A 20,892-nucleotide genomic window follows, 5' to 3' on the forward strand; every position below is an offset into this window, starting at 1 on the left:
TTTAGCTAATGGAATACATATAGCACCTAATAGTCTGTAATATACAAAGGATGCCGGAGATTCATTCCGGCATCCTTTATATCGTTACACGACCCTGTCCACATGAAAGTCAGACTTTACCGAAGGGAAGGAGAGGGTGACCTCGGTCCCTCTACCTTGCTCACTTCGTAGGCTTAATCCATAGGGATCGCCGTATTTCACATGAATTCGGTGATGGACATTAGCCACACCAATATGTTCTTTCAGTACCTTGTCTTTATCTCCAGAATCCAGCATGTTGTGCAGCTCCTCCAGACGAGCTGGGGCTATGCCACTGCCGTTATCCGATATGGTGACGGTGAGCACACCTTGGTCGTCCTGCTGTACATGAATGCTCACGATTCCGCCTGTCGCTAACGTCTCAAGTCCATGCGTCAGCGCATTTTCAACAACGGGCTGAATGATCATCTTCGGAATACGAAGCTGCATAAGTTCTTCCGGACAATGTTGTTTATACGTAAACCGATCAGAGAACCTTAACTGATGAATTCGGATGTAGGCCTCGACAATCTGCAGCTCGTCGCCAAGACTCACCTCGTCTCCTCCCTTAATGCTGTATCTAAGCATTCGGCTTAAAGCCCCAGCCATTTCATAGGTTTCCTTACTCCCCTGCGCAATGGCGATTCCCTTGATGGTATCCAGCGTGTTACTTAGAAAATGAGGGTTAATCTGACTCTGTAGAAATGCATATTGCAGACGCTGCTTCTCAAGCTCTGATTGATATAGCTCTGTATCCGATTGTATCAATTGATTCGTTAAATTATTGATCCGCTGGAGCATGGTATTGAACTCACTTGAGATCATCTCAATCTCCGCGTAGCCTTCCAATCGGACCTTGGATTGCAGGATATTGAGACTGCCGGTCTTCAATTGCTTCATGAAGGTCATGAGCTTGGAAAGCGGTTTTAATATGTTCATCATTAAGATGCTGTATGGGATGGAGATGAGTAGCAGCATAATTAAGACTAAGGCAAAGCTTTTCGTTTTTAAAGGCTGGAGTCCTTTCATTAAGATACTGATCGGCGTTGCCGTTACAATCTTTCCCTCAATCTCGGGCAGCACATGGGATTGAAGAATATATCGTTTCCCTGCGCTTGTCTTAATAACGGACTGATCTTGGTCTTTCTCAATGTGCAGACTGTTAATCTGCTCAATAAGATCCTTATCCTGACTGCTGTTCGAGAACACGAGATGATTATTCTCAAATAGATAGAAATTCGTCCCAGCTAGTCTTGGGTATTTCTCAATCTCCTTATTAATGGAATGCGAATCCAGACTAATCATCAAATAGCCGGCATTCTCTCCGTATGTAGCTTTATTGCCCAGTGAAAAAATATTCATGTTGAATAGGAACTTGTCCCGATCGTTGTAATGACTAGCGGTTCGAAAGCCCGCATAATGAACGGCCCCACCTTGCTCAGGTCTGCTCGCTAGATTATAGATATCAGGGATACTTCCCTTTAATGATATGAGCTTTCCTGCATTGTTTACGATGGAGATGTCCAATATATCAGGATTCGTATTCTTAAAAACATCCATGAGACTATCTATTTTTTTGGATATTTCATAGATTTTTAGATTGTCGCTTTCCGCAAGAAAATTCTGAACGGTTGCGTCATAACCAAGGTTCACCATGAGCTTGGAAACTTCTGCGTAGTTCGAAGAGACGCGCTCTTTCATAATCTCTATAAGCTCTTTGTTATATTGAGTATTCTGATCAATGATCAACTCGCTCATCTGTTTATATACATTCCATACAATAATAGGCACCATGGCGATGATGATGAGCCCGATAATCATCACCTGGATGCGGATCGATAATTTTTTGAACCACTTCATTTCGTATGCTCTCGGTACTGGGTAGGGGTCTGCCCTTGGATTCGCTTGAAGATTCTTGTGAAATAGAAGTAATCATGGATGCCACATTTCTCACCGATTTGCTTAATAGGCAGATCCGTCTCCGTCAGTAGTTTGCAAGCGTATTGAATCCGAAGTCGAGATATATATTCGATAAAATTATCTCCCACTTCTTTTTTGAACAAATGACATAGATAGTTGGGGCTCAGATAAAATTTCTCCGATAAAGATTGGATCGAAATTTCGGTTGTAAAATGATCATGGATAAACTCTAATATCTTCTTGATTGTTTTATGGGAAACCTCTGTCACCATAGAGGGGGGTTCCTCGGATAGGTATTCCAGTGTATGCTCTACCAAATAGTCGATCATTCTGTCCGCGTCTCCATAGTGATAGGAGAGCTGTTCATAACCCTCGAATACTTTGGCAGAACTCGTTGCTCCCTCTCGGTAGAATAAAGTCATGAGTGCGGTGAATATCAGATAGGCATCTTTGATGCTAAATTGTCCGTTATGAAATTGACTTCTAGCTGTGTTCATACAAGTCATAAACTGAATTCTGTCTTTCTTGACCAAAGACTCCGAGAGATTCCGCAGCATTTCTTCAATCAGCGGATTCAGATGCGGGGGAGCATGGAATACGCCAGATTTGCCTGTTGTGAACATGCCGTAAGATGCAAGAGAGGCAGCCTCTAGGGATGAGCTAAGCTCAGTAAGGTCAGAGAGGGGATGGCCTATTCCGATACTATATACGGATGCATCATAGCGAGATAATATATCTGCTATAAAAGCCTTCGATGCATCCTCATATACTAGGCAGCCTAATCGCCTAGCGCTCATCTGAAAGCTTAAATGCTGTATTTCCCCAGAAATCACAGGCAATTTATTGCTTTGAATGACAATAGGTTGCAAGTTCACTTGACCATTCGGTTCCATTCCATGTGTCCGTAGAATCTTTCTGACCATCTCCGTTTCGTTAGCACAGATCGATTCGTACAGCTCAGGAGAAGAACTAGGGTGTATAGTTGAGTGCTGGCGGTCTGCTAATGTGGCTGACAGTTTCTTCAGCGTGCTGTGGATTTCTTCAATCTCAAACGGCTTGAGACAATAACCAAACGTACCATAGTTTAACGCTTTCTGAGCATATGCGAATTCAGCGTGTGCGCTGAGAACAACAAATAATGTATCTGGGGACATCTCTCGTCCCATCTTAATCAATTCAAGTCCATTCATGAGAGGCATCTTAATATCGGTTAAGACGACATCTGGATGAAGCTCTTGAATCAGTTTCAAGGCCTCTTGCCCATTCTCCGCACTGCCGACAACCTCAAAACCGAATTGCTCCCAATCTACTCCTACTTTAATGCCCTCTACGATCCATTTCTCGTCATCCACTACTATAGCTTTGTACATATGGACCTCCTATGCCGCACTGAAAGCGTATTCACTTTATATGGAAAGAATACAACACTTTTTGGTTTCGGTAAACGGTAGAAGTGTGGTTTGAATATGTACAATTTTACGATGTTTATATACAAAACTATGATATGGCGCGAAAAGTAACAATCTTAATTAATTCCAAATAGAACCCGAATTATGTCTATATGCGTCAGAACAGAAGCTTTATATAATGACTACATGAACTCGACATGAGCCGTTAGGATATTCCGAGGAATGTAAACGCATTCAGCGAGGCGGCACACGATCTTGAAAATACAAAAGTAAGGCGGCGAGAGTGGATGAAAACAGAGAGAAGATCGGAGGGGCGCAGCTCTAAAGGCGCTTTATGGAGTACGGTTCGTCAATATAAGTATCACTATTTAATGTTGCTTCCTGTCGTTATATGGTACTTGGTATTTAGTTATTTACCGATGTATGGGGTCACGCTGGCGTTGAAAACATTCGATTTCAGCAAAGGGATTCTTGGAAGCCCTTGGATCGGATTTGATCATTTCAAGACGCTAGTGGATGATATGGAATTTTGGAATGCATTTCAAAATACAGTCATCATCAGCTTGGCTAAGCTTGTTATTCATTTTCCGCTTCCTATCATTTTGGCCATTGTGATGAATGAGTTTTCCCGGAACAAGGCGAGAAAGTTCTTTCAGACGTTGTTTACGTTTCCGCACTTTATCTCATGGGTTGTTCTCGCAGGAATTTTAACCAATATCCTCAGTAATGATGGGGTATACAATCAGATTCTCTCACTGTTCGGCATGGATTCATCCTCTCCGCTGGTCAATGAGAACGAATTCCGGCCTATGCTTTACATAAGCCATGTGTGGAAAGAGATTGGATGGGACTCCATCATATATATGGCAGCGCTTGCGGGGATCAATCCAGATCTGTATGAAGCTGCTGAGATTGATGGGGCAAGTCGTTTCCAGCGCTTAAGATTCATCGCTTGGCCAGGTATAAAGAGCACGGTAGCTATTCTGTTCGTACTGACCGTTGGAGGACTGATGAGTCTTGGCGGTAGCTTTGATCAAATCTTCAACTTGTATAGTTCACCGGTATATTCCGTAGCGGATACCATCGATACCTATATTTATCGAACGACATTTACAGTCGGTGCAGATTTTGGTTATATGACCGCGGTCGGGCTTCTGAAGTCAGTGATCAACCTCGTGCTTCTGGTAATCGCGAACATCACAGTGAAGAAGATGGGAGAACAAGGATTGTATTAACCTGAGAGGAGCTGACAAGCGACATGGAACAGACCGTTACGAAGAAGAAAATGAGTACCTTCGATGTAGTAACCTATATCGTTCTCGGGATACTCGCAATCATTACTTTTTACCCTTTTTATAATGTTCTTATAATATCGATTGCTAAGTTTGATGTGATAAGTAAGAGCGACTTGTACTGGCTGCCACTATCTTTTGACCTTACAGCTTATAAGGTAGTTCTAGCGGATTCGAAATTCTGGAATGCATTCGTAGTTTCAATTCTAGTGACCGTAGGCGGAGTGATCTTTAGTATGATTATCTCTGTGGCAGGTGCGTATGCTCTCTCCAAAAAAGGAATGCCAGGTAGAAATCTTGCCTTAACGCTCATCCTCTTCACGATGTTCTTTAACGGAGGATTGATTCCATTCTATCTGATCGTTAAGGAAGTGGGACTGATCAATAACATTCTCGTTATGATCATTCCAGCAGGTATTAATACGATGTACCTGATTATTATGAAGAACTATTTCAGTACGATTCCAGATGGACTTGAAGAGTCCGCTAAGCTGGACGGTGCGAATGATATGTATATTTTGCTCAAAATCATTATTCCGATCTCCATGCCGTTCATGGCAACCTTTGGACTGTTCTACGCCGTTGAACGTTGGAATGAATGGTGGCATGCCCTGATCTTTATCAGTGATTCGGACAAGGCACCACTACAGATTTACCTCAGGAATGTTCTGATTACGGCTAGCTCATCACTCAATAGTATGGCGATGACGATGGCAGAGCAGAAAAATCTGTCCAAGGTATACACGCCGAGTCTGCAGATGGCAAGTATCGTAATCTCCTGTCTACCAATCATGCTTGTGTATCCATTCTTGCAGAAGCACTTCGCCAAGGGCATCCTTGTCGGATCCATGAAAGAATAACACTTTCACATACAGACATCTGCTATACAAAAAAAGGGAGGGTTTTATATGCAAAAGCTACGCAAATTCAGCATGCTCACCATCGTCCTTGTGATGATGGCCAGCTTGTTCGCTGGATGCGGTACAAAGGAAGCAGTAAATGAAGGCAACAATAGCGATGGGGGAACGAGCACAACGACTTCTAGCGATGATCCATTTAAGGATCACCTTGAAATATCGCTAGCCTATTGGGATATCGATAATGTTGCCGCTAAGTTTGAACATGATAAAATTTTTCAGGATCTGATGAAGAAATTCAACGTCACACTGAAGCCTGTAAACGTGACATGGGATGACTATGTACAGAAATATCAAATGTGGGCTGCTTCTGGTCAGCTTCCAGATATCTTTGCGACAGACGCAATTGGAACGCAGTACTATAGAAACTGGGTAAACCAGGGGATAGTTAAAGCTCTTCCAGAAGATATGACCGCTTACCCGAACTTGGCTAAGTATTTTGAAACGCCTGATATTAAAGGACTTAGTGAAGACGGTAAGTTCTATAACGTACCTAGACGTATGTTCCCTACGGTTCAATGGAGTGTACTTGACCGTCCTGTATTGTACAGATGGGACCTTGCTCAACAAGCGGGTATTACGAAAGAGCCTGAAACATGGGATGAGTTTAAAGCCATGCTGCAAGCTATCGTAGACAAAGACCCAGAAGGCAAGAAAGTAACGGGTCTGACTTCTTCAACGACTAAAATGCTAGGTGGATTCTTCTGGTTGTATGGAAACGCAGCAGCGACAAGCGATGGCAGCGGCAGCGATTTCAAATGGGTTAAAGAAGATGGTCAATTCGTTCCAGCTGTATTCAGCAAGAACTCATTACCTGCTCTTCAAAATATGAGAGAAATGTTTGATAACAAGCTGGTAGACCCGGATATCGCTTTGACGAAGCCAGACACAGCTTATGATAAATTTGTATCTGGTAAATCAGCAGCACTTTTGATGGGTGGCGGATTCACAGGTATTGATCAGAACGTCTATGAGAAACGTTGGAAGACAGCGTATCCAGATGTAGACTTCACTGAGAATGTAAAAGTACTAAAACCATTAAAAGGTCTAGATGGTGAGCGTTATCACCCTGTATTTAAGACATATTGGTCAGAAAGCTACTTTAATGCGAAGCTGGACGACAAGAAGATGGATCGTATCATGAGAATTTATGATTATGTTCTTTCCCAAGAAGGTCTTGATTTGCTCACATACGGTATCGAAGGTGAAGATTATAAGGTAGAAGGAGATAAGAAGGTTCCTCTTCACGAAGAGAATCTTAACGAGAAATATCCAGCGAAGAGCCTCTTGCTAAATCTGGTTACTTATAATACTTCTGCTGCTTATGATATGGATAGCCCAACGATCGCGAACAAAAAGATTAGACAAGAAGCGGTTGATTTTATTAACTGGAGTATGGAAAACTCAAAAGTGGCAGATTATGATATTCGTTTGACTTACATGTCTACACCAAGTAAGGACAAGTTCAGTGTTCTTGATCATGATGATCTCTTAAAAGTGATGCTAAGCAAAGAGCCAGTTGATCAAGTATGGAATGATATTGTGAATAATTACAAATCCAAAGGGCTCGATAAAATGATCGAAGAAGTTAATACCAAGGCAAAAGAGTCCGGAATTGAATAGAACGTAAACATGAGAAATTAGGTTTCACCGTAATAGCGTCTCTTCCGATTAACAGGAAATGTTCAGGTGTTAGGTTAAGAACAGATTCTATTAAGTAGAGGCGCTTTTGCGTATTAAAATATATAGGAGGCAGATGCATGAATCGAAAAGGAGTTAGGAAGGTCATGATGTTGGTGGTGGTCATGTTATGTATGGTCATGGTAGGAGCATTCTCGGAAAAGGCTTCAAGTGTGCTTGCAAATGATAGCGCTTACTATATAGACTCGGTAAGCGGGAATGATGCAAATGATGGTTTAAGTCCAACCACCGCTTGGAAGACCCTAACGAAGGTGAACAGCACTACGTTTATGCCGGGAGATAGCATTCTATTTAAAGCAGGTGGCGTGTGGAGCGGAGAACTCTGGCCAAAGGGATCAGGAGCAAGCGGCAAACCGATCAAGATTGATATGTATGGCACGGGGAACAAGCCGGCGTTTACAGGCAGTGCTACTTCCAAGCAAACCTTACATCTGTTTAATCAGGAATACTGGGAGATTAGTAACCTCGATATCTCGGCGAACTATACAGATTCTTTTACAAGAAGAGGGATCTACGTTCATGCGGAAGATTACGGAACAGTGAATCACCTTTATTTCCGGAACTTGGTCATTCATGATGTATGGCCTAATATCCCGCATACGAACAATAACACGGCGAAAGATACGGGCGGCATGTTCTTTCAAATTACGGGGAGCAGCACGATCACCAAATTTAATGATATTCTCATTGAGAACTCAACGATACGCGATCTTGACCGAGAAGGCATTACGCTGACGTGGACGTCTTGGTCTAACCGGACGGGGGAGACTGGGGGAGCGGGTCCATGGACTGGAAGCACCAATGTTGTCATCCGCAACAACTATTTTAGTAACATCGGCGGTGATGGTATTGTAGCGCAAGGGGTACAGTCCCCATTAATTGAATACAACACAATAGACGGGTTCAACCTCAGAAACAACAATATTAGTTACAATGCAGGAATGTGGGCATATTCGGCGGATGATGCTGTCTTCCAATATAACGAGGCGTTTAACGGCAAGGATACAAGAGACGGTATGGCATGGGATGCGGATGCCCGGACGAACCGGACGATCTTTCAATACAACTACAGCCATGACAACGAAGGGGGAGCTATGCTCTTTATCAGTTATGGTACGGAATACTCTAGAGACGCTATTTACCGATACAACATAAGTCAGAACGATAAGAACTACCTAATCACAGCAACGAATCCAATTAATGCGAGTGTATACAACAATGTGTTCTATACTCGGAGTGGTCTGAAAGCTAACGTATTTAATACGAATAGCGGAACGGCATCCTTTAAGAATAATATTTTCTACAACCAAGGAACGACATCTACGAGCGGCTGGGGAGCGAATTACACTTACAATAATAATATTTTCTACGGTAATTATGCTTCTACGCCAAATGACCCGAACAAGATTACGGCGGACCCTCAGTTCGTGAATCCGGGAACGGGACAGATTGGAAGAAACACATTGGCTGGGTATCAGTTGAAGAACACATCCCCGGCGCTCAATAGTGGTGTCAGCATTCCAAATAATGGTGGCAAGGATTTCTGGGGCAATTCCCTTTATTATGGAAATCCGGATCGTGGCGTGTACGAACATCAGGCCAATGTTAGTGTTCCATCGAACTTAGCGCTTGGCAAATCCGTTACTTCGGGTAGCTTCGTGAATAATTCGGCTTATGTAACAGATGGTTCCGTCAACAATAAGGAGCTGTATGCAGGACTGGATTCCGGTTTACAGTGGATGAAAATAGACCTTGGCACTTCCTATCTCGTGGATCGGATAAAGTTGTGGCATTACTTCGATGGCAGACAATATAAAGATGTTATTGTTCAATTGTCTAATACCGCTGATTTCTCAACCGGTGTAACTACGGTATTTAATAACGACACTAATAACAGCGCCGGTCAGGGAGTAGGTACGAATGCAGAGTATGCCGAGACAGCAGCGGGGAAAGAGATAACCTTTACTCCTGTACAAGCCAGATACGTTAGATTCTGGTCTGCTGGAAGCAACGTGAACATCTGGAACCACTATGTGGAGGCTGAAGTATATGGGACAAACTCACCGTAAGGGGAGGGTTACGAAAGGATGCTTCTTAAACATAAATACATGTTGACTGTAATTATTGGATTCGTTAGCCTTTGTTTCGCCGCTGGGGGTTACTGGATCATGAAAAGCGATCTAAATGCTGACCAGTATGTGTTAAAGATTAATGGTGCTGATGTATCCGTTCGGGAATTTGAAGCGGCCATGTCATTTGAAAGAGTGGGCGTCATTCATGAATTCCAAAACAAATATGAAGTAGAATATGATCAAGAATTTTGGGACAAGAGTTTCGATGGAGGCACTCCAATGGAGCTGCTTCGGGAGAGAGCCTTGGAGCGGTGTATTTCGATCAAATTGCAGCAAGTAGCTGCGGTTGAAACGGGAGTCATAGCTGAATCCGATATTTCATACGAAGGATTTCTTCAACTGCTGAAGAAGGAGAACGAGCGTAGGAAGCAGGCAGTGGAACATGGCGAAGTGATTTATGGTCCGCAAAGTTATGGCGAAGAAGAGTTTTTTCAATATTCATTTAATAACATGGTCATACGACTCAAGGAGAATTTGGCGAAGAGCGAGCTCGACCTTTCTCCGCATCAAGTGTTTACATTCTATAGTGAACATAAGAATTCACTGTACAAAAAACCACTCTATATCCGAACAAAAAAGCTGGTGGTAAACAATACAACAGAGATTAAAGAGAAGGCTTGGAACATTGCAAAACAAGTCAAGCTTGAGGCCGAACGTTCACACTCGTTAGATCAAGCCGCCGACCATAATAAAGAGATGGTCGAACTTTCAGAACAGGTATTTGACGAAACGACGGAACGGGGAGATCATAAATATGCGACTGAATTGTTAGAAGCGGCTAGAGAACTATCCCCTGGAGAGATTAGCAATGTCATAACGATTGAAGGTGGATTCGCTGTGTTGCAAGGATTAGAACGCAGAGATGAAGGTTTCTATCCGGTAGCTGAGGTACAAGAGGATATTATGAATCGGTTACTTGATAATCAGTATAAGATCTGGTTGAAGAAACAGAGAGAGTCAGCAGAGGTTGAAATAAACCATAAGCAATACAACAAGACTCGTGTGGATCAAAGTGTGTAATTTTGTAGGGGAAAACAAACAGAGCTATTCCGCAAAGATCTTAGATCTTTTGGGACAGCTCTGTTTTTCTTTAATTTGAAAAACTAACACCTGTTTTATAATTTTGTTATTGAAAACACAATATTATTATGATAATTTTATTGAGTCGTTATTATTTTGTTAGTGTTCTATTTATTGTTTATTGGCAATAGATTTCTCAGAGTTGTCTTCGTGAATGATAGATATTCATCGTCAGGATAAATGAAAAGGCTTTCCTGGAGGGTGTATATTCTCTTGATCTGGTACAGCTCTAATAAACCTCAAGGAGACGAATATGAAACCACAACTTTTAGGTAACTGGACATTTAAAGCTTGTGATGAACAAGAATGGCTACCTGCTAAAGTACCTGGATGTGTACATACGGATTTACTTCGAAACGGTATTATTGCTGATCCATTCTATGGAACGAATGAGCACGATCTGCAGTGGATTGATAAGAAGGATTGGGAGTATGAAGCGAGCTTTGACATTTCAGAGGAGCAGTTAGCAGCATCTCATCTGGAGCTTGTATTTGATGGACTTGATACATATGCCGATGTATACGTTAATGGAAAGGTCGTTCTGTCCGCAGACAATATGTTTCGCTCTTGGCGGGTTGATATTAAGGATCGGGTTACTGAAGGTAAGAATCAGATCCGGGTTCTGTTCCGTTCTCCAATTCAGGAAGATCTGCCGAAGCTAGAGAAACTCGGGTATGCACTTCCGGCATCGAATGATCAATCCGAAGTAGGTGGCATGGGAGATAAGCGAGTGAGTATTTTTGCACGTAAAGCTCCTTACCATTATGGCTGGGACTGGGGCCCGCGTTTTGTAACGAGTGGCATCTGGCGTGAATGCCGGATTGAGGCTTGGTCGGAAGTGGAAATTCGCAATCTGTTTATTCGTCAGGACGAAGTGAATGAATCTGTTGCACGAGTTACAGCTGTTGTGACCGTTGAAGCAGATGATGAACTGAATGGTAACCTCATCGTTACGGCGGCAGGGCAAGAGTGGAAGTCGGAGCTTAAGCTGGATAGCGGAACTAATATAGCTCAGCTTGAAATGGAAATACAAAATCCGAAGTTATGGTGGAGTAGAGGACTTGGAGACCCGAATTTATATGATTTTCGTGCAGAGATTCGAAGTGGAGATCGCGTTATAGCGGATGCTGAGGTCCGCACGGGTCTACGGAGTGTAAAGCTTATTCAGAAGGCAGATCAAGCGGGAACTTCATTCTACATCGAACTCAACGGAACGCCTGTATTCGCTAAGGGTGCGAATCATATTCCTAATGATAGTTTCCTGACGGAAGTAACCGAAGAGCGTTATCGCCACGAGATAGCATCCGCGGCCGAATCCAACATGAACATGCTTCGTGTATGGGGTGGCGGTATTTACGAAGAGAAAATATTTTATGATCTGTGTGATGAATACGGGTTGATGGTGTGGCAGGACTTTATGTTTGCTTGCAGCATGTATCCAGGCGATGAGGCTTTCCTTGAGAGCGTTCGTCTGGAAGCGGAGGAGAACATCACTCGTCTGCGAAACCACCCAAGTATTGTTCTCTGGTGCGGGAACAATGAGATCGACTCTGCATGGGCCCATTATGACGAAAAAGCAGGCTGGGGATGGAAGAAAGATTATAGCCACGAGATTCGTGAAAAGATATGGGCTGATTATGAGGCTATTTTCCACCGAGTTTTGCCGGAAGCCGTTAGTCTTTGTGCACCTGGAGCAGAGTACTGGCCATCTTCTCCGATCGTCTCTCTCAGCAGAGATAAGAATCAACATTCGAATCCTAGCACAACGAGTGGAGATATTCACTACTGGGGAGTATGGCATAATACCGAACCGTTTGATAACTATAACGTCTATGTTGGTCGCTTCATGAGTGAATATGGGTTCCAGTCGTTCCCTGAACCGAGAACGGTAAGAACGTATGCTGAGGAGACCGATATGGAATTGGAATCCAAAGTCATGCTGGCGCATCAGAAGAATGGAGCGGGCAACCGTCTGATTAAGAATTATATGGACCAGTATATGAATGAGCCGAAGGACTTCCCATCGTTCCTCTATATGAGCCAAATGCTGCAGGCCGAAGCGATGAAGACTGCAATAGAGGCTCATCGTCGTAACAAGCCTTATTGTATGGGAACGCTGTATTGGCAGATGAATGATTGCTGGCCTGTTGCTTCTTGGGCAGGAATGGACTACTTGGGTCGCTGGAAGGCAATGCAGTATGTTGCCAAGCGGAGTCTTCGAGATGTATGTCTTGCGATCGAACAAAAGGATGACACGTTGTCAGTTCACTTGATATCCGATATATCTGAGTCGGTGACAGGGGAGTTACACTTAGCGCTTTATAACTTCGATGGAGAAGAACTTCAGGGTCTTTCCCTACCTGTGCATGCTGATCCACAAGCAGCACTCGTTGTGTACCAAGTACAAGTGGATGAGCTGCTAGGTACGCACGATCCGTCTTCGGTTGTGTTATGCGCTGAATTGAAGCTTGGAGCAGAACTCGTGGATCATAAAGAACATTATTTTGTAAACGATAAGGAACTACAGTTGCAACAAGCAGATATTAAGGTAACAGAAGTGGCAGGAAGCGGTGGAACATCCTTTAAGGTAGAGAGTAGTCGATTTGCTCGTTATGTGTGGCTGTCGGCAGAAGTTGAGGGAATATTCAGTGACAACTTCTTCGATCTCATTCCAGGTAAAGCGAAGATCGTAACTTTTAGTGCTCGTCATGCTGGTGGTGACACAGCATTTATTCCAGCGTCTCCAGGCGATGTGTCGGTATTCTCGATGGCAGATTGCATTACTGCCGAATCTGTAGCCGTACAGTAAATGTATGGAATTGGTTTCAGGCATCGCTAAGTAGACACGTCAATGTACATTTGATAGAACGAGCCCTCCATGGATGATCCTTTGGAGGGCTCATTTGTGCATCTATATAAAGACTTTCATGAAATTCTGTCAGAATTCGAATCAACTATAACAATTCCTACTGGATAAGTATGATATAATCGGATACATTAGCATATTGCGTAATTTGATTTTATCACTCTATGGATTTATGCAAAATGCTTACATTCACACATTAAAAATTCATGAGAAGAGGGATTGTAATGCCGGTAGAAACTTTTAGAGCGACAGCACATCTACAACAGGGAATGGTTGTTAAAGCGAAATCAAGAAGTTTTGAGATTACAATTGATGAGCCAACATCTTTAGGCGGGACAGACGAAGGAATGAATCCGGTGGAGTTGGTGTTGTGTGCTCTAGGAGCCTGTCAGTCCATTGTAGCACGCGTCTATTCTCGGAAATTTGATGTCAATCTGGAAGACTTCTGGGTTGAAGTTGAGGGAGAACTCGATACGGATGGATTTATGAATAAATCGGATGTTCGTCGTGGATATTCCGATATCAGATATAATATACATATAAAGACGGATGCGCCAAAAGAACGAGTTGAAGAGTTTGTGGCATTCATCGAACGTACCTGCCCGGTAGGAGATACGATTGAAAATCCTGTGAAGCTGAAGTTGAATGAAATTATTATCGAATCTTAAAATAGCGGACACTTCGTTCATGAAGATGTCTTATATATAGAGAAGAGGCCTCGTACAGTTCATGGACTGTACGAGGCCTCTTTTAATAGCTAATTATTATTTAGAAGCTTGATATTTAGTCAAGTATTCTTTCACTTTTGCTGGGTCTGCCTGTAGTTCGTTACCGGTCTTAACCAGTGGGCTAACAGTGGAGAAGGCTTTAATCTTATTGCCGCCATAGAAAGCGAGAATCTCGTCCTGATTGATGGAGTACAGAACTGCTTTTCTCAAGTCTTCGCTCTTCGTCACATCGCGGTTCTTGGTATTGAAGAGTAGGTATGAAACGGCGTTGCTCTCGATCGATTGCAGCTTCAGCTTGCTGTCGCCTTTAACGACATCATACTTGGTTTCTGGAACGCCGTAGTATAGATGAATCTCGTTACTACGCAAAGCAGACAGCGTGCTGTCAGCATCTTTAATGAAGCGAACTTTCACTTGATTGATCTTAGGCTCATTCTCAGTGCCCTTCATGTAACCAGGGTTCTTGTAGAAAATAGCTTCATAGTCGTTCTTGTAAGACAGAATGTACGGACCGCTTGCAAACAATGTGTTGTTGTATTTGTCGCCTTCAGTTACCGTATTCTGGTCTCCGTAAGGAACGTCTTTGTTTACATCAAATTTAGCTACATCATAAGTGTTAATGCTCTCAACCTGTTTCTTGGATACAATACCAGCAGACTGATGAGCTAGATAATTCAGTACTTGTGGGAAAGGCTCTGTTGTTGTCAATTTGATGACCTGATATTTTCCGTCTTTCGAGCTAGCTTGGTTTTTGTCTGTTACGAGGGCAGAAATTTTGCTGTCCAGACCTTTTTCCAGCGATTGTCTTACGGTTTCATCGCTTCCAGCTACCTTAACGCCATCTAATGCGCTCAGATCTTTAACAACTTCAACGTCTTTGATGTGCTCGTGCAAAGTATAAGTCCGGTGATCTGGAACGGAGTCTTTATCTTTAGCACGGTTCAAAGAGAATACAACGTCATCTGCACCAACGCGCTCACCGGAATCCACGGCAAGTTTGTCTTTAATTTGAGCGAAATTGATGTCATCTCTGAGAATGAAGTAATACTCGGAGTTCCCTTCAGCAATGCTGTGGTTGTATGACAGGGAACCTTCGGAAGTGATTTTGTCATCATCCGTTAGATTAATCAGACGAACATTCATGTTCGTGTTAATGATATTGATCGATCCATCGTTACCTTTGATCGGATCAAGGGATGTCAGCGTAGAAGACGATTGAGCTAGAATCAATGGATCTTTATCACGCTTCGATTGGTCTACGAAATCAACAGCTTCCCAAGGAAGAGAGCGCGATTTAGACAAGCGAACGGAGTTCTCATCCAAAATATCTTTGTTGATGGCTTGGCTTTTCAGTGAAATGTACAGTGGCGCAATATAAGCCTTATCGGTTACTAGACGCTGTTCAAGCTGTTTGTAAGTTTCTTTGGCGTCCTCAGGCGATTGTGTAGCAGCCTTGTCGATCAATTTATCAACTTCCTCATCGGAAAGTTTGCTGTAGTCTCCACCCGTCTTGAACACGGAACGAACCGCGTAGTCGGGGTTACCCGTTACAGTTGTCCAGCCCGAGAGGGAAATATCATAGTTTCCAGCATCTTCTTGAGCTTTGAAGCTACCGTAGTCAGGCTGCAAGTTGAGCTTCACATTGAAGCCGTTTTTGGTAAGTTGGTCACGGATGATGTTCACATCCGATTCATTGGAACTCATACCGAGAAGTTCGATAGTTACAGCTGATGGATTTGCTGGTTGTTCACCAGCGGTGTCAGTCGGTTTTGAAGCAGCCTCGTCTTTGGTTTTGACGGTGCAACCGCTAATTACCATAACCAGCGTAAGCAGCAGTAGCAAGATCGATCTTTTTTTCATGATGCGTGTTCCCCCTGATCATTTTATGTTGTGAAAATGTAGTACACATAATGACGACTAATCCATCTTGGGATCAAGTGCATCCCGTAATCCATCCCCTAGGAAGTTGAAGGACAGTACCAGCGCAATAATGGCAAGTCCCGGATAAATCGCAAGGTATGAGTTCGTTTCGAGATAGGTACTTCCAATTTTCAGAATATTTCCCCACTCTGGAATATGAGGCTCAACCCCAAGCCCCAGATAGCTCAAGCTGCTGGTGGAAATAACGGCTCCGCCAATAGTTAAGGTAGATTTGACGATCATCGGAGCAAGTGAGTTAGGAACAATATGTTTAAAAATAATGGATAAGTTACTGGATCCGAATGCTCTTGCAGCATCCACATATTCAAAGGTAGATACGAGCAGTACATTGGCTCTCATCGTTCTAGCATAGGTTGGAATTGCTCCAACGCTCAGCGCTAGGATCAGGTTTACTGTATTCGCTCCGAATGCAGCGATAATAGCGATTGCGAGGAGAATACCTGGAATAGCATATAGCACATCTAATAGACGCATGATGATATTGTCGGTATGACGACCATAGTATCCCGAAATCGCGCCGAGTATTCCTCCAATGACGAGTGGAATAACGGTCGACATGAAGCCAACGATAAGGGAGATACGAGCACCGAACACAATTCTAGAGAATAAATCTCTACCGAAATTATCCGTCCCAAGCGGATACTCAAGACTTGGTGGCTGTAAAATGGCCGAGTAATTGTTGTCTACGGCAAATCCATAATCAAACGTAAGAAGACTGCACACGGATACAGAGAACAAGAAAATAATGAAGAAGAGTCCTAGCATCGCTGTTGTGTTACTCGTAATACGCACCCATACATCTGACCATCGGGTAACCGAGGGGTTCCCGTGCTTTCGAATTTTGGATAGGAGATTGATACCGAGCACCAAGGCAAATACATTCCCCGTAGCCACGGTAAGGATGAGTGGCAATGCCAGCCAGATCAGCTTTGGATGTGCGGTATGTCGATCAACGTATTTAGCAACAAGTAGCAGTGCACTGAGTTGAAAGATAGCGACAACGATCAGAATCACCATTCCAATCAGGAATGTATCTGCCACATAAGGCTTAAACATGTTAATCGCAGAGAGCACAATGACGAACAACTGTGTTAAAAGCATATATACAGCAATCGTATATTCCGGATTCTTCTGCTTCTTAATGAGGTTGAACGCAAAGGTTACGATAAATATGTTTCCGGTGAGAATACTAAAGAGTTGTACATAGCCGAGAGCTCGGGTAGAGTTCCGAATATGTCCGTGTCGTAGAAGATCCTTCCGAATCAAGATGGTAATGACAACTTGTAATATTGAAAATAAAGCATAAGCGGCAAAAGCGGCAAAAATATACGGCTTAATCGTCTTTTCAGCGAAATCATAACTGTTCAGTAGCAAGATCACGGTTAAAGTCAGGGAGACAACGCCTGTGAAGCTAGCCTGGCTATACTCTTGCGATGATTTCAGATGGTGCTGCGTTTGGTGCTTATTAAGTAGATTCTTGATCATGAGTACACCTGCTTTAGTATTGTTTCATCTTGGATCGTATTCTAGGATCAAAGAATGCGTATAAAATATCAATGATGACGTTCACGAGCGAGATGGTGATTGCCGTATAGACGACACCGCCCATAATGGCTGGAATATCGGGAATGAACTGTTTATCAACGATATAACTCCCGATACCACTGATATTGAATACCTTCTCGGTTACCGCAGATCCGCCGAGCATGCCGCCGAATTGAAGACCAATGACTGTTATGATCGGAATAAGAGCATTACGAACCGCGTGTTTGTGCAGAATTTGACGCTTGTTCAGACCCTTCGCTCTGGCTGTAATAATATAATCTTCATTAATAACCTCTAATGTTGAGGAACGAGTCATTCTTGCTACAGCAGCTGTCAGCCCTGTACCTAGAACGATGACCGGCATAATAATCGAAAGCCAGTTCTCCGGATTGAATGTAGCAGGTAGCCATTGCAGTTTAATTGAGAAATTAAGTATAAATATAAGTCCTTGCCAAAAGTTCGGAATCGACAAGCCGAGCAGGGCAATAAACATAAATGTATAGTCAAAGAATGAGTTTCGCTTCGTAGCCGAGATGATACCAATCGGAATAGCGATCATGAGTGCAAAAATAAGTGAGATGACCGTTAAGGTCAGTGTAATCGGGAACTTTCTTGCAATTGAGGATGTGATTTCTTCATTTCCGGCAAAAGATTTACCGAGATCGAAGGTCGCAATTCCCTTGATATTGTTCCACAATTGGGTCAAATATGGCTGGTCCAGCCCATGCATGTGATTGAAGGCTGCAATCTGCTCTTTCGTAGCCGTTTCTCCCAGAATGTTCGCAGCTGGGTTAAATGGAGATAAGTGCAGAATGGTGAAGACCAGAACCGCTACACCGAAAATGACAAATACACTCATCACAATACGTTCTACTATATATTTCAGATAAGGTCTACTATATAAAAAGATTAGGATATACATCAGTAATCCGGGTATTACGGATATAGCTAAGAAAATCGGGTTCTGAATGAGAGCGGCGAATGTGTCGGCATAGGTGAGCCGGTTTCGACCTTCAAGAAGAAGTTCTCTTCGGGTCTGTTCGTCGACAGCACTTTGGAACTGTGCCTTTGTCATCGCTTCAGCTTCTCGCCTCAGCTTATCCTCGCTTACATTCTGCTTAAAGAACGTATGCTTTCGAAGCAGCTGCTCTTTATTGTCTGCGAGCAATTGATCTCGGTAACCTGACGCAAGCAGGCGATCTTCAATCTTTGTCCGGAGCGTAGAGTAAGCATCCTTCTTACTCTGAACCATATAAATAAGGAACACCACCAGATTCACAGGCGCCCCTAATAATAGAAGAAAATATTTATATGAAGGATTCAGAAGGATCTTTCTGTAAGTCGTGCTAATTGTGTTAGCTAACCGGTTCGTGCCGGCTGCTTCTGTCCCCCCCATAAGATGTCGTGCCTCCTTCTTTTGAAATTGCATTATTCCGAGTGATATAGTATATTTTATTTTAGCATATTTTAAAAGTCAATAGATTAAGAGGTTAACTCCATTAATGATATTTTATATATAGGATAAGGCAGGCGAAGTTAAATGGAACCGATACTACAAGTGAAAAACCTGAGCGTATCCTTTCAATCCCGCGATTCGGAATTTCATGCAGTTCGTGGAGTCAGCTTTGAACTGAATAAAGGAGAAACACTAGGAATTGTAGGTGAATCCGGTAGCGGTAAGAGTGTTACAGCACGTTCAATTATGAAGCTGCTTCCTTCACCACCTTCTTTTATGAAGGAAGGAGAGATTACTTTCCTAGGAGAGAATCTCGCGGATAAGACCGAGAAGGAAATGGAAAGTATCCGTGGACGTGACATGGGAATGATCTTTCAAGATCCAATGACCTCTCTAAACCCGACAATTAAAATCGGAGAACAAATATCCGAAAGTCTCATTAAGCACCAGAAGCTTTCACAGAAGGAAGCTAAGCAGCAGGCTATAGAGATGCTGAAGCTTGTTGGAATTCCGAACAGTGAAGCTCGTTACAATCAATATCCACATGAGTTCTCAGGTGGTATGCGTCAACGGGTCATGATCGGGATCGCTCTCGCCTGCAGGCCTTCCTTGCTTATTGCGGACGAGCCTACAACGGCGCTTGATGTCACCATTCAGGCTCAAATCCTGAACCTCATGAAGAACATGCAAGAGCGTTTCGGTACATCCATCATCCTGATTACGCATGATTTAGGCGTTGTTGCAGGTATGTGTGATCGCGTTGCCGTAATGAAGGATGGAGTTATCGTAGAGACAGGGACGACCGAGGAGATATTCGAGAACCCTCAGCATCCTTACACGCTTAAGCTTCTTAACGCATTGCCTCGTCTGGATGAGAAGAAGAAGCCCAAACAAGCACCGCTTATTTTAACAGGAGCAGACTTGGAGCGCCCTCTGCTCGAAGTGAAATCTCTAAAGCAATATTTTGATATGGGTAAAGGCAAAGTCTTAAAGGCTGTTAATGATATTAGCTTTCATATAAATGCTGGTGAAACACTAGGTGTTGTCGGCGAGTCGGGCTGTGGTAAATCGACAACGGGAAGAGCCATCCTCAGACTTCATCAACCAACAGGTGGCGATGTGTTGTATCAAGGCATGGCCGTGAATCGTCTCACCACCTCTGAGATGAAGACAATGAGACGCTACATGCAAATGATCTTCCAGGATCCCTATGCTTCATTAAATCCTCGTCTAAAAGTGCTTGATATTATCGGTGAAGCGCTTGATGTGCATAAGTTGTCAGGAAGTAAACAGGAACGCCGGAAGCGGGTGGAAGAGCTGCTGGACATGGTTGGACTGGATCCTGCCTTTGCACTACGGTACCCACATGAATTCTCCGGTGGACAGCGTCAGCGTATTGGTATTGCTCGAGCGCTTGCAGTCGAACCGAAGTTCATCGTCTGTGACGAACCATTATCCGCGCTGGATGTCTCGATACAATCACAGATCGTGAAGCTCTTGGAAGAGCTTCAGCATCGCCTGGGTCTGACATATCTATTCATTGCGCATGATCTTTCCATGGTGAAACACATTAGTGATCGTGTAGCTGTTATGTATATGGGAAAAATCGTTGAGCTGGCGGAGAGTGAAGAACTGTACTCTAACCCGCAGCATGATTATACGAAATCATTACTATCTGCCATTCCGGTTCCCGATCCGAAGGTGGAATCGAAGAAGAAGAGAGTCTTGATGGAAGAACGCACCGGTGAAGACAAGTATAACTTAGAGCATTCGGAGCTGGTCGAAGTGTCGAAAGGACACTGGGTTGCTCAGCCTATCAGCACTTCTGCATAAATTCATCTTATTATAAAAGAAGTTTTTCTACTAGATCCAATTAAACTGGTGTCT

The 20,892-nt window shown here is 43.3% G+C and carries 13 protein-coding genes; 8 read left to right on the forward strand and 5 right to left on the reverse strand.

All coding sequences use genetic code 11. From position 1 onward, the window contains the following. Positions 1-84: 84 nt before the first annotated feature. Both ACK8P5_RS05530 and ACK8P5_RS05535 read right to left on the reverse strand, forming a co-directional pair. Positions 85-1,878 (reverse strand): cache domain-containing sensor histidine kinase, encoded by a 1,794-nt coding sequence (locus ACK8P5_RS05530; protein ID WP_422659981.1) that lies wholly within the window; start codon positions 1,876-1,878, stop codon positions 85-87. Next, positions 1,875-3,308, reverse strand: a complete 1,434-nt coding sequence (locus tag ACK8P5_RS05535) for a response regulator transcription factor (RefSeq protein WP_422659982.1) — start codon at positions 3,306-3,308, stop codon at positions 1,875-1,877. Before ACK8P5_RS05535 ends, ACK8P5_RS05530 begins: the two co-directional genes overlap by 4 nt. Before the next feature lie 326 nt (positions 3,309-3,634). Between ACK8P5_RS05535 and ACK8P5_RS05540 the strand changes: the two genes are divergently transcribed. From ACK8P5_RS05540 to ACK8P5_RS05570, 7 genes are all read left to right on the forward strand, one after another. After that, positions 3,635-4,582 carry an ABC transporter permease gene (locus ACK8P5_RS05540; protein ID WP_422659983.1) on the forward strand — a complete coding sequence of 316 codons (948 nt, stop codon included), beginning with the start codon at positions 3,635-3,637 and terminating at the stop codon, positions 4,580-4,582. A 23-nt stretch (positions 4,583-4,605) separates the two neighbouring features. Further along, positions 4,606-5,499, forward strand: coding sequence for a carbohydrate ABC transporter permease (locus ACK8P5_RS05545; RefSeq protein ID WP_422659984.1), 894 nt, complete (start codon positions 4,606-4,608; stop codon positions 5,497-5,499). Between the two features lie 48 nt (positions 5,500-5,547). Then, on the forward strand, positions 5,548-7,179 hold the full coding sequence (locus ACK8P5_RS05550) for an extracellular solute-binding protein (protein WP_422659985.1): 1,632 nt from the start codon (positions 5,548-5,550) through the stop codon (positions 7,177-7,179). 137 nt (positions 7,180-7,316) lie between these two features. Continuing rightward, positions 7,317-9,326 carry a right-handed parallel beta-helix repeat-containing protein gene (locus ACK8P5_RS05555; protein WP_422659986.1) on the forward strand — a complete coding sequence of 670 codons (2,010 nt, stop codon included), beginning with the start codon at positions 7,317-7,319 and terminating at the stop codon, positions 9,324-9,326. 39 nt (positions 9,327-9,365) lie between these two features. Beyond that, positions 9,366-10,409, forward strand: a complete 1,044-nt coding sequence (locus ACK8P5_RS05560) for a hypothetical protein (RefSeq protein ID WP_422659987.1) — start codon at positions 9,366-9,368, stop codon at positions 10,407-10,409. Positions 10,410-10,722: 313 nt separating this feature from the next. After that, entirely contained in the window at positions 10,723-13,278 is a 2,556-nt protein-coding gene (locus ACK8P5_RS05565; protein WP_422659988.1) for a beta-mannosidase, read from the forward strand. Positions 13,279-13,559: 281 nt separating this feature from the next. Beyond that, complete coding sequence (locus ACK8P5_RS05570; protein ID WP_422659989.1) at positions 13,560-14,003, forward strand: OsmC family protein; 444 nt, start codon at positions 13,560-13,562, stop codon at positions 14,001-14,003. A 96-nt stretch (positions 14,004-14,099) separates the two neighbouring features. Here the strand turns inward: ACK8P5_RS05570 and ACK8P5_RS05575 are convergent, their stop codons facing one another. From ACK8P5_RS05575 to ACK8P5_RS05585, 3 genes are read right to left on the reverse strand one after another with little or no spacing between them, the layout of a single operon-like run. Further along, a complete protein-coding gene (locus ACK8P5_RS05575) occupies positions 14,100-15,923 on the reverse strand; it encodes an ABC transporter substrate-binding protein (protein WP_422659990.1) in 1,824 nt (607 codons plus the stop codon). 57 nt (positions 15,924-15,980) lie between these two features. Further along, complete coding sequence (locus ACK8P5_RS05580) at positions 15,981-17,489, reverse strand: ABC transporter permease (RefSeq protein ID WP_422659991.1); 1,509 nt, start codon at positions 17,487-17,489, stop codon at positions 15,981-15,983. 13 nt (positions 17,490-17,502) lie between these two features. Further along, entirely contained in the window at positions 17,503-18,945 is a 1,443-nt protein-coding gene (locus ACK8P5_RS05585; protein WP_422659992.1) for an ABC transporter permease, read from the reverse strand. Positions 18,946-19,089: 144 nt separating this feature from the next. Here ACK8P5_RS05585 and ACK8P5_RS05590 point away from each other — a divergent pair, with 144 nt between their 5' ends. Continuing rightward, positions 19,090-20,838, forward strand: a complete 1,749-nt coding sequence (locus ACK8P5_RS05590) for a dipeptide ABC transporter ATP-binding protein (RefSeq protein ID WP_422659993.1) — start codon at positions 19,090-19,092, stop codon at positions 20,836-20,838. Positions 20,839-20,892 lie beyond the last annotated feature (54 nt).

Origin of the sequence: Paenibacillus sp. EC2-1, assembly GCF_049311625.1 — a bacterium.
Classification (GTDB): domain Bacteria; phylum Bacillota; class Bacilli; order Paenibacillales; family Paenibacillaceae; genus Paenibacillus_AQ.

Excerpts from the sequence above, each read along its gene's own strand:
- ACK8P5_RS05575 (WP_422659990.1), bottom strand. The coding sequence starts at position 15,923 with ATGAAAAAAAGATCGATCTTGCTACTGCTGCTTACGCTGGTTATGGTA.
- ACK8P5_RS05550 (WP_422659985.1), top strand. The coding sequence starts at position 5,548 with ATGCAAAAGCTACGCAAATTCAGCATGCTCACCATCGTCCTTGTGATG.
- ACK8P5_RS05540 (WP_422659983.1), top strand. The coding sequence starts at position 3,635 with ATGAAAACAGAGAGAAGATCGGAGGGGCGCAGCTCTAAAGGCGCTTTA.
- ACK8P5_RS05565 (WP_422659988.1), top strand. The coding sequence starts at position 10,723 with ATGAAACCACAACTTTTAGGTAACTGGACATTTAAAGCTTGTGATGAA.
- ACK8P5_RS05530 (WP_422659981.1), bottom strand. The coding sequence starts at position 1,878 with ATGAAGTGGTTCAAAAAATTATCGATCCGCATCCAGGTGATGATTATC.
- ACK8P5_RS05580 (WP_422659991.1), bottom strand. The coding sequence starts at position 17,489 with ATGATCAAGAATCTACTTAATAAGCACCAAACGCAGCACCATCTGAAA.
- ACK8P5_RS05545 (WP_422659984.1), top strand. The coding sequence starts at position 4,606 with ATGGAACAGACCGTTACGAAGAAGAAAATGAGTACCTTCGATGTAGTA.
- ACK8P5_RS05585 (WP_422659992.1), bottom strand. The coding sequence starts at position 18,945 with ATGGGGGGGACAGAAGCAGCCGGCACGAACCGGTTAGCTAACACAATT.
- ACK8P5_RS05555 (WP_422659986.1), top strand. The coding sequence starts at position 7,317 with ATGAATCGAAAAGGAGTTAGGAAGGTCATGATGTTGGTGGTGGTCATG.
- ACK8P5_RS05535 (WP_422659982.1), bottom strand. The coding sequence starts at position 3,308 with ATGTACAAAGCTATAGTAGTGGATGACGAGAAATGGATCGTAGAGGGC.
- ACK8P5_RS05590 (WP_422659993.1), top strand. The coding sequence starts at position 19,090 with ATGGAACCGATACTACAAGTGAAAAACCTGAGCGTATCCTTTCAATCC.
- ACK8P5_RS05570 (WP_422659989.1), top strand. The coding sequence starts at position 13,560 with ATGCCGGTAGAAACTTTTAGAGCGACAGCACATCTACAACAGGGAATG.
- ACK8P5_RS05560 (WP_422659987.1), top strand. The coding sequence starts at position 9,366 with ATGTTGACTGTAATTATTGGATTCGTTAGCCTTTGTTTCGCCGCTGGG.